The sequence below is a fragment of the Sphingomonas sp. ID0503 genome, assembly GCF_048565625.1.
In the GTDB taxonomy this organism is placed as follows: Bacteria; Pseudomonadota; Alphaproteobacteria; order Sphingomonadales; family Sphingomonadaceae; genus JBLZUR01.
The window spans coordinates 2195803-2208028 of sequence record NZ_JBLZUR010000002.1 but is presented as its reverse complement, the minus strand read 5'-3'; the positions used below and the strand labels follow the sequence as shown (position 1 = coordinate 2208028).

The window sequence follows — 12226 nt, the reverse complement described above, 5'->3', positions numbered from 1 at the left end:
GCCGTCCTCCCCCTCCGTCAGGCGGTGCCTGACACCTCCCCCTGGCGGGGGAGGATTGATAGCGGCTCACCCGTACTGCTTGGCGATCCAGTCGCGGTATTCGCCGCTGAGGACGGCTCGCCACCAGCTTTCGTTGTTCAGATACCAGTGCAGCGTCTCGGCGAAGCGGGCCTCGAAGCCGTGAGCGGCCTGATAGCCGAGCTCGGTGCGGGCCTTGGTCTCGTCGATCGCATAGCGGCGGTCATGGCCGGGACGGTCGGTGACGTGGGTCTTGAGCGTGGCGGTCGGCTGGCCCTTCGCAGCGGGCGCGTCGGGGAAGCGGGCGGCGAGCGTCTCGTCGGCGGCGAAGGCCTTGTCGATCGCCGCGCACAGCGTCTCGATCACGGTCAGGTTGGGCAGCTCCGCGCCGCCACCGATGTTGTAGGTTACGCCCGCCCGACCCTTGGTCAGCGCAAGGGCGATGCCGGTGCAGTGATCCTCGACATAGAGCCAGTCCCGGATCTGCATCCCGTCACCGTAGATCGGCAGCGGGCGGCCGTGCAGCGCATTGATGATGAACAGCGGGATCAGCTTTTCGGGGAATTGATACGGCCCGTAATTGTTCGAGCAATTGGTGGTGACCGTGTCGAGTCCGTAGGTGTGGTGATAGGCGCGGACGAGGTGGTCCGAACCCGCCTTCGACGCCGAATAGGGCGAGTTGGGCGCATAGGGCGTGTCTTCGGTGAAGGCGGGGTCGGTCAGGCTGAGCGTGCCGTAGACCTCGTCGGTCGAAATGTGGTGGAAGCGATGCGCCCTGCCCGAGCCCTCGTCCAGCCAGACCTTGCGCGCTGCCTTCAGCAGGCTGTGGGTGCCGATGACGTTGGTGTCGACGAAGGCGTCAGGGCCGGCGATCGAGCGATCGACATGGCTCTCGGCGGCGAAGTGGACGATGCGGTCGATCTGGCGATCGCGCAGCAGGTTGGTGGCGAGATCGGTGTCGCGGATGTCGCCGTGCACCAGCTCCACACCTTCCAGCCCGTCGAGATTGGCGGGGTTGCCGGCATAGGTCAGTGCGTCGAGGACGATGAGGGTGTCGGCGGGGTTCGCCTTGGCCCAATGGTGGACGAAGTTCGCGCCGATGAAGCCGGCGCCGCCGGTGATGAGCAGGTTGGGCATGTCGTTATGCGCGTCCTTTGTCTTTCCGGGCGGTCGTAACAGTCGCAGCCCTAACAAACATCGTCATCCCCGCGAAAGCGGGGATCGTTGTCAGCGGGGGCAGGCTCGATCAGGTTTGCTCGCGGGGAGCGATCCCCGCTTTCGCGGGGATGACGGGGGGGCGGGGATGACGGGGGCGGGATGACGCGCTTAGGTACTGGCCGCCACCGCCGCGATCGCATCGCGCAGTTCCGCCCGCCAGTGCCGCGCCTGCCCAGCGAGCGCCCAACCGGTCGAGCGGTCGAAGACGCTATAGGCGGGCCGCGCGGCGGGGGTCGGATAGTCGGCGGTGGCGATCGGCTTGACCTCGACCGTGGCGGGCAGCAGGCCAGCGGCAATGCCCTCTTCCGCGATGGCGACGGCGAAGTCGTACCAGGCGGCGGTGCCGGCGTCAGCGTAATGAGCTATACCGGAGGCGTCGGTTGCCGCCATCTTCCACAGCGCCTTGGCGAGGCTGATCGTGTGCGTTGGGGTGCCGACCTGATCGGCGACGACGCTGACCGCGCCCCGTTCCTTCATCACGCGGAGCATGGTGAGGAGGAAGTTCTTGCCCTCCGCCGCGTAGACCCATGAGGTGCGGACGGTAAGCGCGGCCGGGTGCGCGGACGCGACGGCCTGCTCCCCCTCCAGCTTGCTCTGGCCATAGGCGCCGAGCGGGGCGACGGGCGCATCGACGGGGTAGGGCGAGGAGCGGGTGCCGTCGAAAACGAAGTCGGTCGAGACATGGACGAACGGGATACCACGTTCCGCGCAGGCGGCGGCGAGGAGGCCGGGGGCGACCGCGTTGCAGGCGAACGCCGCCTCGCGCTCGCTCTCCGCCTTGTCCACTGCCGTATAGGCGGCGGCGTTGATGAGGAGGGCGGGGCTTACCGCGTCGAGGGTGGCGGCGATTGCATCGGCGTCGGTGATGTCGAGGGCTGTGCGATCAACGCCCTGCGCCTGGATGCCTTGGGGGACGGTTGCGAGGAGGGTGCGGCCGAGCTGGCCGCCCGCGCCGGTGATGAGCGCGACCGTCATGCGAAGGTCTCCGCTTCAGTCAGCCGCTTGCCGACCGCGTCCTTGGCGGAAAGCTGGACGGGATAGTCCACCGGCCAGTCGATGCCGACCGCCGGGTCGTTCCAGAGCAGACTATGCTCGTCGGACGGATCGTAGAAGTCGGTGCACTTGTAGAGGAATTCGGTCCCGTCCTGCAGGCTGACGAAGCCGTGGGCGAAGCCGGGCGGCACCCAGAACATGCGCTTGTTGGCTGCCGAAAGCTCGACGCCGGTCCACTTGCCGAATGTCGGGGAGGAGCGACGGAGATCGACCACCGCGTCGTAGACCCCGCCGGCCGTCACGCGGACCAGCTTACCCTGTGGGCGGCTGAGCTGGTAATGCATGCCGCGCAGCACGCCCTTCGCGGATTTCGAATGGTTGTCCTGCACGAAGGTGAGTTCGAGGCCGGCGTCGGCGAACGCCTTGGCGTTCCAGCTTTCCAGGAAGAAGCCGCGATCGTCGCCGAACACCTTCGGCTCGATGATGAGGACGCCGGGAAGTGCGGTCTCGATGATGTTCACAGGTCGCGTGGTCCGTTGAGGAGGGCTAGAAGGTACTTGCCGTAGCCGCTCTTTTCGAGCGGGCCGGCGACTTCGGCCAAGCCAGCATCGTCGATGAAACCCTGCCGCCAGGCGATCTCCTCCGGGCAGCAGATCTTGAGGCCCTGACGCTCCTCCACGATGCGGACGAACTGGGCGGCGTCGAGCAGCGCGTTGTGCGTGCCGGTGTCGAGCCAGGCGAAGCCGCGCCCCATCAGGCTGACGTGGAGCTTGCCCGCCTCAAGATAGAGCCGGTTGAGGTCGGTGATCTCCAGCTCGCCGCGAGGGCTGGGCTTCAGATCGCGGGCGAGGGGGACGGCGTCCTTGTCGTAGAAATAGAGGCCGGTGACGGCGTAGTTCGACTTCGGACTGGCCGGCTTCTCCTCGATCGTCTCGGCCTTGCCGTCCGCGTCGAAGGAGACGACGCCATAGGCCTCGGGATGCTGGACATAGGTGCCGAACACGCTCGCACCCTCCGCCCGCTCGTCCGCCGCCTTCATCAGTTCGGGCAGGCCGTGGCCGTAGAAGAGGTTGTCGCCGAGAACGAGGGCGGATGGGTTGTCCCCCACGAAATCCGCGCCGATGTGGTAAGCCTGGGCGAGGCCGTCCGGGCTCGGCTGCACCGCATATTCCAGGTTCATGCCCCATTGCGAACCGTCGCCGAGGAGGTTGCGGAAGGCGGCGGAATCACCCGGCGTGGTGATGATGAGGACGTCGCGGATCCCGGCCAGCATCAGGGTCGACAGCGGATAATAGATCATCGGCTTGTCGTAGACGGGCATCAGCTGCTTCGATGCGCCGCGCGTCAGCGGATAGAGGCGGGTGCCCGAGCCGCCCGCCAGAATGATCCCTTTTCTCATTGCCCCCGCTTCTTGGCTGGCCCGACCTCGGGCGCGATCAACTGCTGTAATAGGCCCCGTAGCCATATCCGCCATTATAGCCATACTCGTCGTCGAGGATGCCGACCTTGTAGCGGTTCAGCACGGTGCCGAGGCAGGGTGTCGGCTGGAGGAGGCGGATCGTCTCCTGCACCTGCTTGCGGGTGGTCAGGCCGTCTTCGACCACGACCAGTACGCCGTCCAGCCGTTCGGCAATGATGACGGCGTCGTCGTCGGCGAAGATCGGCGGCATGTCGAAGATCGCCACCGACTCTTCCGGCAGAGCGCGAGCGGCGGCGAAGAGCGCGTCCGCCTGCGGGCTGGCGAGAAGCTCTGCCGAGGCAAGGCCACGGTCCTGGGCGGTGATGAGGGCCAGCTGCTCGTCATTCACCCGCACCGCGACGTCGGCGAGATTGGGCGTCACCCCCGTTAGATAGTCCTGCAGACCGGGATGATCGGTCACCCCGAAACGCGGACCGAGCGCGGGGCGGCGAAGATCGATGTCGATCAGGTAGACGCTCGCCTCGGCTACCCGCGCCATGGCGATAGCGAGATTGGCGGCGACGAAGGACTTGCCCACGCCGGGCGAAGCGGAGGTGACGCCGATCAGCTTGGCACCGCGCGCCTGCATGATCTTGCGCAGCTGCGACCGCAGCATCTTGAACGGCCGCGCGCGAATGTCGCCGGTGCGCACCGAGAAAATGCGGTTTTCGAGGAGGTGGTCGGCCGAAACCTCGGCCACTCTCAGGCGGTCGATCGCGGGCAGCGCGCCGCCGAACGAAACGGGCGGGTTCATGCGCTCACCTTCTTGCGGACGAAGATGCGCCGCAGGCGTGTCGCGATGGCCTGCATGCGACCGGTCTTCACGTCGATTTCGGGAATGATGATGAGCGGTGCGACACCGGTCGCCGCGCGCAGAGCGGCGACGCCTCGGATCGGGCGCAGCAGCATCTCGACCAAGAAGGCGAGCGCCAGGCCGAGAGCGATCCCGCCGGCGATGCCGCCGAGGATCAGCTTCGGCCGGTTCGGTGAAACGGGCTCGTCGGGGACGACGGGCGGATCGGCGACGGAGAAGCGCTCGCCCTTCTGCTCGCTCTCCATGCGCGCCGAGGTTTCGGCGGTGACCAGCGTGCCGCCGACGCTCTGGTATTGGAGGCGCAGTGAATCGGCCTGCTTCTCAAGCTGGTCTATCTGCGCGAGGATCGCGGGCGCGCGGGCGGCGGCGTTCTGCGATGCGGCGTTCTGGGAGGCGGCGAGCGCGCGGGCGTTGCGGAGGGCGGAGATCCGCTGCTGGTTGACGGCCGCCTGCATCTCGCCCGAGGATTTGACGGTGGGGCCGGCGCCGGCCGCTTCGGCCGCCGCGACCTGGCTGCGCAAAGCGAGCACGTCGGGATGCGAGGATGACAGCCGCGCCTCTGCGCTGCGCAGCTGGGCGCGAAGGCTGGCGAGGTCGCCGTTCCCTGTGGACGTCGGGTTGGCGGCGAGCATGGCGTTCTGCGCCATCAGGCTGTCGATCTCTGCATCGATCTGGGCGACAGCGCTGCTGCCGCCGCCGACCTGCGACATCTGCCCGAGGGTGATGATTGCGCCGTTCTTCGTCTTGATCTCGGTGATGCGGTTCTCGATCTCGCGGATGCGCTGCTGCAGCTGTTCGGCCTGCTCGCCGATGAAGTTGGCGGCGCCGGTCGCCTGCTCGGTCTGGTTGCTGGCGTCGAGTTCGAGGAAGCGGTTAACCAGTTGCTGCACCACCGCCTGCGCGGGCGCGGGCTGCGGATATTCGAATGAGACCGTGAAGGCGACGGTGCTCGACCCGCCGCCGAAGTTGATGCCGCGCGCGCCGATGTCCGCGCTGACCGCCTCCAGCTTCACGCTCTCGCGCATCTTGCTGACGATCGCGGAGAGCGGCATCGACCGTTGCTCCGCCGGATAGAGGCCGTTGGCGCGGATCAGCTGTATGAGGTCGCCACGGCTGAGCACGCGCTGGCGGATGCGCTCGATCCGCTCCTCCACCGCATCCGTTACGCTCGACTTGACGAGATTGGCGGGAAGCTGCGCCGATTCGATGAGGATCGTCGCCCGCGATTCGTACTTCGGCGGCAGCAGGAAGGCCGCCGCGACGCCGCCCGCCGAAACGAGCACCGCCGGTGCGATGATCAGCCAGCGCCGCGCCCAGAGGATCGCGGGCAGCGACTTCGGATCAATCGCGAACCCGCCCTGCGGTTCGATGTCCTGGCTTATGTCACTCATCTGTTCACGCGCCCGAGCCGATACCTGACGAACACGCTGCCGCCGACCGAATCGACGGTGCTGAAGCCGGAAAACTTACGCCAGCTGTAGTTCGCCCGCACACCCGCCGTCAGCCGCTGGCTGACATCACGCTCGTAGGAGGCGTTCGCGTAGGCATAGTCGACATTGCGCGCCACGAAGCCGAAGTCCTGCGACTTGTCGCGCGTGTAGGTGCCGCTCGCGGCGATGCGGCTGCGCTCGCTCAACTGACGCGAATAGTTTGCGCCGAAGGACGTCCGGATGCGCGGCCCGCCATAGCCGCTGGCCGAGGAGTCGCGCGATCCGAAGATGCAGATGCTATCGCGCGGATAGGTGCCGCAGAGGTTCAGTTGCGCGCCCAGGTTCGTCGAGTTCTCGCTCCGGCCCAGGAACTTCGTCTTCTGGAAGATCACGCCGACCGATCCGTTGATGGTCCAGGCCTGGCTGAAGCGATGCTCGAACGTCACCTGCGGCTGGTAGCTGGTCGAATCCGGGTTGGTGACGCTGCGGGTCTCGCTTGCACCCAGCGATAGGCCGAGCGAGGTGCGGCTGTTGAGAACCCGGCTATATCCGACCGTGCCGCCATAGGTGGTGTAGTCACCGATGCTGTTGATCTCGTTGCCGGGATATTCCGCCCGCTGGTAATATCCGGTGCCGGTGAACGTCGAACGGTCGCTGATCCGGTAGGTGAGCGATCCGTTGGCGTCGTAGCTGCGCCGCTTCTGGTTGCCCTGTGTGGCGAGATCGTCATCGATGTCGGTATTGAGAAGCGCGTTCGTGCTGTGGCTGAAGCCGGCACCGAACTTCGCGTCGAGACGCTCGCTCAAGCGATGGGAGTGATCGAGGTTGACCCCGATGTCCTGACTGGCGTCGTAGCGGCTGAAATACTCTTCCCGCATGTAACGGCCGGACACGGTGGTGCTGCTGCGCGCGCCCGAAAAGTTCACCGCCGGCAGAAGGGTGATGGAGGCGGTGCCGGTGGTCTTGCTGTCCTCATCGAGATAGGGGTTGGTGTCTACGCCGACATCGGCCTGAACGTCCATCCAGTAGCTGCTGTCGAGCGCGGCCCCGGCGGGGGATGCGATCAGCACCGCGCTTGCGGCGAAGGCGAGGCGCCTCAAGGGACGACCACCGTGTCACCGGGCTGAAGCAGCGGGATGCCGCCCGGGGCAAGGTCGCGCGAGGTCGGCTTGCCCTTCAGGATGCCGCCGACATCGCCACGGATAACCTGGCTCTGCCCGCCCTTGCTGCGGATGATGACGATGCCGTCCACCGCCGCGAAATCGGCCGGGCCACCGGCGAGGGCCAGCGCCTCGACCAGGGTGACGTAGCGGCCGGGCGTGAAGCTGCCGGGCCCGCGGACCTTGCCGATGACGGAGATCTGCAGGCCTGACGGCGCCTTCACGGACACCGTCACCTGCGGCGGCGCGTTGCGGTATTGGGAGGCGAGGCGCTGACCCAGCTCGGTCTCCAGGTCGCTGGTGGTGCGGCCCTCCGCCTTCACCGTGCCGACCAGCGGGAAGGCGAAGCTGCCGTCCGGCAGGACGCGCAGGGTCCGCTGCAGCCGCTCGTCGCCCCAGACGTAGATCTCGATCTCGTCGCCGGGATTGATGCGATAGGCGCGATCGGCGGGGATGCCGGAGGGCGCGCGGGTGGCGGTCGGCACCGGCTCGATCGGCGCGACCGTCGATCCCGCGGCTGGCGCGCTGCCGCCGGAGGGCGGCGTCGCGGCCGGAGGCGTTTGCGCGGCGGCGGCACTGCCCGCCGCCACCGCGGCAAGTGTCACGGCACGGATCAGAGAGAAGTTCACGATGTACCCCTTATCAACCTGTCCCAGCATGGGCGGTGCGATACAGCATCCGTCCCAAGACACCGTTAACGCACTCCTACCTCAAAAGCCCCGGTTTGGTAGCCCCGTTTAGGGTTGATGCGATGCACAAAGGTTACGATACGTTAATGGCCGCATCCTACGCGCGGCGAAAGGCAGTGCGGGACCGCGAATGATGAGGCGTTTTTTGCCGGTGTTTTGCGCGGTCGGTCTGCTTGTGGCCTGTTCCTCACCCGAAGAACGGGCCGGTACGGCGATCGCGCAATTCGACCAGGCGATGGCCGCGAAGAACTATTTCGTCGCGCGGCAGGCGATCATGCGGGCCAGCGAGGCGCGGCCCGACGACCCTGGCGTGATCGCCAGGCGCGGCCAGCTGGAACTGGCGACCGGCAGCCTGCCGCAGGCCTATGTCGCGTTCCAGCAGTTGCTGGATGTCGATCCGAACAACGTCCAGGCGCTGCAGATCGTCGCCCAGTTCGCCGCCACCGCCAACCAGGCGCAGCAGGCGCGGCGGTCGCTCGACACGCTCGCCATCCTGTCACCCAATGATGCCAGTGGACGTGTCGCGGAGGCGACGCTGGCGATGAACCAGAGACAGTATGACGATGCGTTGAGGAAGGTGAACGCCTTGCTGGCCGACATTCCGTTCGATGCAGGAGGCGATCACGCTGAAGGCGCGCATCCTTCAGCGTCGCGATGCGCCGGGCGCGGGCGCGGCCTTTATCGAAAGCAAGATGCCGGTCATCGAGCAGAAGGAGCCGTTCCTCCAGCAACTCCTCCAGCTCTACGGCGAGGCGGGCGACAAGCGTGGCGTGGACGACACATATCTCCGCCTTTATCGCCTGCACCCCGACAACCCGGACTATCAATTTCAGTACGGCCGGGTGATGCTGAACCGGGGCAGGGAAGGTGAAGCCGTGGGGATGTTCAAGCGTCTGCGGACCGCGCATGGCAGCAGCGTGCCGGTGAACCTTGCGATCGTGCGCGCGATCGCGGCCGCGAAGGGCAATGCCGCGGCCAGCGCCGACATCCGCGCCGCCGCGCCCGGCGCCACGGATGCGGTGCGTCAGGCCTATGCCGGCTTCCTGCTCGACGCCGGTGATGCGGCGGGCGCCCGCGCGATGCTGCGGTCCCTTGCCGATGCGGCGCCGAACCTCTCCAACAGCGACGGTCAGGCCGTGCTCGCGGCGGCGGAACTGGCGGTGGGGGACCGCGCCGCCGCCCGCCGCCGGGCCGATGCCGTGCTCGCGGTGGACAGCGTCAACCGCCGTGCGCTGACCGCGCGCATTAACATCGCGCTGGCCGACCGCGACTTCGAAAAGGCGCTCGGTCTCGCTCGCCTGCTGGTCAGCGCCTATCGCGAGGATGCCGCCGCGCGCATCTTGCTCGCCCGCGTCCACAAGCTGCGGCGGGAGCCGGTGCTGGAGGAGTCGGTATTCCGCTCCGCCGCTCAGGAACTCAAGGACAGCGTGCCGGTGATGATCGCGTTCACCGACTATCTGACAGCGCGCGGCGACATCGATGCCGCGGCGGATGCGGCGCAAGATTTCACCCTCGCCAACCCGCGCATCCGAACCGGCTGGGTGCGGCAGCTGGAGCTTTGTACCAAGGCGGAGGACGACGTCTGCGCCGCCCGCGCGCGGCGCCGCCTTGCCGCCGATGCAGGGGCTCGGGCCGCGGCCGCATCCCGCCAGCGGGTGGCTGCGCTGTGACGGTGGACGTGGCGCCCCCCACCGTCATGGCCGACACCATCGCTACCCGCCGTCGTGCGCGCGTGCGCTTCACCTCGAACATCGTCGGCGGCATCTCAATTGTCGCCGATGCGCTCGCCTTGCTGAGCGGCTGGGGCGCGGGGCTGCTCCTCAGCGCCTATGGTGGCGGCAGCACCAGCGGGGAGGCGATGTACAGCGGCCTGGTGCTGATCATCGGCATCAACTTCTACCTGCTGCGCCTGACCCACGACGCCTATAACTCCCCGCTCGGCCGGCGGCCGGACGCGGATATCGGCGTGGTGCTGGACTTCCTCCTCGCCGTCGTGCTGGTCACGGTGACGGTCTGGACGCTTGGCAATGCGGCCGCGATCCCGATGCGGCTTTTCGGCCTGTTCCTAATGTCCACGGGCGTCATCCTGCTGGTCAGCAGGCTGGTGATCCGCGTCATCGTGCACTGGCTGGTGCGGTCCGAGCGGATCGGGCAGCGCGTCGTGCTCTACGGCGCGGACAGCGATACGGCAGGGCAGGCGCTGCGCCGGCTGGAGCTGGAGAACCTGCCGCACCTGACCGTGATCGGCGTTGCCGACGAGCGCAACACGCGGGTGGACACCGTCATCGCGGGGCAGCCGCTGCTCGGCGGGTTCAACGCGATCATCGACCTGGCGCGCCGGGGCGAGGTGGATCAGGTCATCATCGCCACACCGAAGGTCTCGCAGGAGCGGCTCGACTTCTTCGTCGACCGGCTGAGCAACGTCGCGGTGGATGTCTGTCTGATGCCGACGGAGGCGCTGCGCCTGCAAGCCGATTTCCGCGTGCAGTTCATCGGATCGACGCCGATGTTCTACCTGTGGCGCCGGCCGATGCGCGACTTCCACGGCCTGTCGAAGCGGTTGGAGGATCTCGCGATCACCATCCCCGCGCTGATCGTGCTCTCGCCGCTGCTGCTGATCATCGCCCTGCTGGTGAAGTTCACCAGTCCTGGCCCCATCCTGTTCAAGCAGCGCCGCTTCGGCTTCAACAACGAGCCGGTGCATGTCTTCAAGTTCCGATCGATGTACATCAACCGGCAGGACGTGACGGGTGCCGCGCGCACCACCAAGCGCGATCCCCGCGTGACGCCGATCGGCCGCTTCATCCGCCGCAGCAGCATCGACGAGCTGCCGCAGCTCTTCAACGTGCTGCGCGGCGAGATGTCGATCGTCGGACCCCGCCCGCACGCCGTCGAGATGCGCGTCGGCGACAAGTATTACGGGGATGCGGTGAAGGGTTACGCCGCGCGGCACCGCGTCAAGCCGGGAATTACGGGCCTTGCGCAGGTGCGCGGCCTGCGCGGGGAGATCGACACCGAAGAACGCGCCCGCAAGCGCATCGAATACGACCTATATTACATTAACAACTGGAGCGTCGCTTTCGATCTTCGTATCATCGCGGAGACGGTATTCCGCATCGCCGTCGACAAAAACGCGTATTAGGTCGTGCGCGGCGCGCGACGCTGACCGTTTCTTAGAACTTCGGCACTACCGGTTTGAAACCGGACCACAAGAGGTGTGCCGGTTTTGCAGGAAGGTCGGATCTGGCGGCGCTGGGGCGCGGCGGGGGCGTTGCTCCTGTCCGTGGCGGCTGCGCTGCCTGCCCTGGCCGCTCCGCCTCCGCCGGGCAGTTTCGCCAGCCGCGCCCTCGACGTGCATAACCAGGAGCGCGCCGCCGTCGGCGTACCCCTCATGGAATGGGACGAAACCCTTGCCGCCCATGCTGCCGAATGGGCCGGATACCTGCTCGCCATCGGATCGCTGGTCCATTCCCCCGAGGACGACCAGACCGGCGATCCAGAGGGAGAGAACCTCTGGGCCGGCACCCACGGCGCCTATACGCCCGAGGAGATGATCGGCCTGTGGACCGAGGAGAAGCTGTTCTTCGTCCCCGGCCGCTTCCCGGACAACAGCAGATCCGGCAACGTCGCGGACGTGGCGCACTACACCCAGGTGGTCTGGCGATCGAGCACCAGGGTCGGCTGTGCGATCGCGGAAGGGGAGGAGGATGACTTCCTCGTCTGCCGCTACAAGGAGGCGGGGAATGTCATTGGGGAGCGGCCTTTCTGATCTTCCCCTTCCGGAGGAGGATCTCGACGCCTTTACCGTAAACGCGCCCTTCACCATTCCCGGCAAACTACGGTGAACCCGCCGCCCGGTAACCATCCGTCCGTAACGAAGACGGAGGCCGATCATGGGCCGGTGGAAGAAGACCGCAGCGGTGGCGGCCCTCTCGGCGGCGATGCCGGCGCTGCAGGCCAACCAGGCGCCGCTCAGCTTCGACCAGCGCCTGCTCGCGAGCCATAACCGGGAGCGGGCGTCGCTCGGCCTGCCGCCGATGGCCTGGGATGCGCGGCTCGCCGCCGATGCCGCCGCCTATGCGCGGCAGCTGACCCGCGTCGGCCATCTCGTCCACTCGGAGGGCGACGCGAACGATCCCGATCCGCAGGGCGAGAACCTCTGGGCCGGCACCAAGGGCTATTACGGGCCGGAGGAGATGGTCGGCCTGTGGAACGCGGAACGGAAGAACTTCCGCCCCGGCGTCTTCCCGACCAACAGCCGCACGGGTGAGCTGGAGGATGTCGGCCACTATACCCAGATCGTCTGGCGTTCGAGCCGCAAGGTCGGCTGCGCCATGGCGCGCGGCACGCAGGACGACTTCCTGGTCTGCCGCTACAGCGAGGGCGGCAACGTCATCGGCGAAGTGCCGTATTGAAGGCCGGGGCTTTTCGGTGGTTGTACGCTC

General features: G+C 67.2%; 13 protein-coding genes. 4 read left to right on the top strand and 9 right to left on the bottom strand.

The window, feature by feature from the left end:
* Positions 1 to 66: 66 nt before the first annotated feature.
* The 9 genes from rfbB to ACM608_RS11765 form a co-directional block, all read right to left on the bottom strand.
* On the bottom strand, positions 67 to 1155 hold the full coding sequence (gene rfbB, locus ACM608_RS11805; protein ID WP_419683413.1) for a dTDP-glucose 4,6-dehydratase: 1089 nt from the start codon (positions 1153 to 1155) through the stop codon (positions 67 to 69).
* 189 nt (positions 1156 to 1344) lie between these two features.
* The gene (rfbD, locus tag ACM608_RS11800; protein WP_419683412.1) at positions 1345 to 2211 is read right to left on the bottom strand and encodes a dTDP-4-dehydrorhamnose reductase; all 867 of its coding nucleotides are present in this window, start codon (positions 2209 to 2211) and stop codon (positions 1345 to 1347) included.
* Entirely contained in the window at positions 2208 to 2750 is a 543-nt protein-coding gene (gene rfbC / locus ACM608_RS11795) for a dTDP-4-dehydrorhamnose 3,5-epimerase (protein ID WP_419683411.1), read from the bottom strand. The genes rfbD and rfbC overlap by 4 nt, the downstream gene beginning before the upstream one ends.
* Positions 2747 to 3628, bottom strand: coding sequence for a glucose-1-phosphate thymidylyltransferase RfbA (gene rfbA, locus ACM608_RS11790; protein WP_419683410.1), 882 nt, complete (start codon positions 3626 to 3628; stop codon positions 2747 to 2749). The genes rfbC and rfbA overlap by 4 nt, the downstream gene beginning before the upstream one ends.
* 37 nt (positions 3629 to 3665) lie before the next feature.
* A complete protein-coding gene (locus ACM608_RS11785) occupies positions 3666 to 4442 on the bottom strand; it encodes a CpsD/CapB family tyrosine-protein kinase (protein ID WP_419683409.1) in 777 nt (258 codons plus the stop codon).
* Positions 4439 to 5893 carry a Wzz/FepE/Etk N-terminal domain-containing protein gene (locus ACM608_RS11780; RefSeq protein ID WP_419683408.1) on the bottom strand — a complete coding sequence of 485 codons (1455 nt, stop codon included), beginning with the start codon at positions 5891 to 5893 and terminating at the stop codon, positions 4439 to 4441. The genes ACM608_RS11785 and ACM608_RS11780 overlap by 4 nt, the downstream gene beginning before the upstream one ends.
* Complete coding sequence (locus tag ACM608_RS11775) at positions 5890 to 7032, bottom strand: hypothetical protein (RefSeq protein WP_419683407.1); 1143 nt, start codon at positions 7030 to 7032, stop codon at positions 5890 to 5892. Before ACM608_RS11775 ends, ACM608_RS11780 begins: the two co-directional genes overlap by 4 nt.
* Positions 7029 to 7721, bottom strand: a complete 693-nt coding sequence (locus ACM608_RS11770) for a polysaccharide biosynthesis/export family protein (RefSeq protein ID WP_419683406.1) — start codon at positions 7719 to 7721, stop codon at positions 7029 to 7031. Before ACM608_RS11770 ends, ACM608_RS11775 begins: the two co-directional genes overlap by 4 nt.
* Before the next feature lie 423 nt (positions 7722 to 8144).
* Complete coding sequence (locus tag ACM608_RS11765) at positions 8145 to 8381, bottom strand: hypothetical protein (protein WP_419683405.1); 237 nt, start codon at positions 8379 to 8381, stop codon at positions 8145 to 8147.
* A gap of 8 nt (positions 8382 to 8389) precedes the next feature.
* On the opposite strand from ACM608_RS11765, the gene ACM608_RS11760 reads away from it, so the two are divergent.
* The 4 genes from ACM608_RS11760 (at position 8390) to ACM608_RS11745 (ending at position 12196) form a co-directional block, all read left to right on the top strand.
* On the top strand, positions 8390 to 9451 hold the full coding sequence (locus ACM608_RS11760) for a hypothetical protein (RefSeq protein WP_419683404.1): 1062 nt from the start codon (positions 8390 to 8392) through the stop codon (positions 9449 to 9451).
* 8 nt (positions 9452 to 9459) lie between these two features.
* A complete protein-coding gene (locus tag ACM608_RS11755) occupies positions 9460 to 10923 on the top strand; it encodes an undecaprenyl-phosphate glucose phosphotransferase (RefSeq protein WP_419683403.1) in 1464 nt (487 codons plus the stop codon).
* Positions 10924 to 11007: 84 nt separating this feature from the next.
* Positions 11008 to 11550 (top strand): CAP domain-containing protein, encoded by a 543-nt coding sequence (locus ACM608_RS11750; RefSeq protein ID WP_419683402.1) that lies wholly within the window; start codon positions 11008 to 11010, stop codon positions 11548 to 11550.
* A 124-nt stretch (positions 11551 to 11674) separates the two neighbouring features.
* Positions 11675 to 12196 carry a CAP domain-containing protein gene (locus tag ACM608_RS11745; protein ID WP_419683401.1) on the top strand — a complete coding sequence of 174 codons (522 nt, stop codon included), beginning with the start codon at positions 11675 to 11677 and terminating at the stop codon, positions 12194 to 12196.
* Positions 12197 to 12226 lie beyond the last annotated feature (30 nt).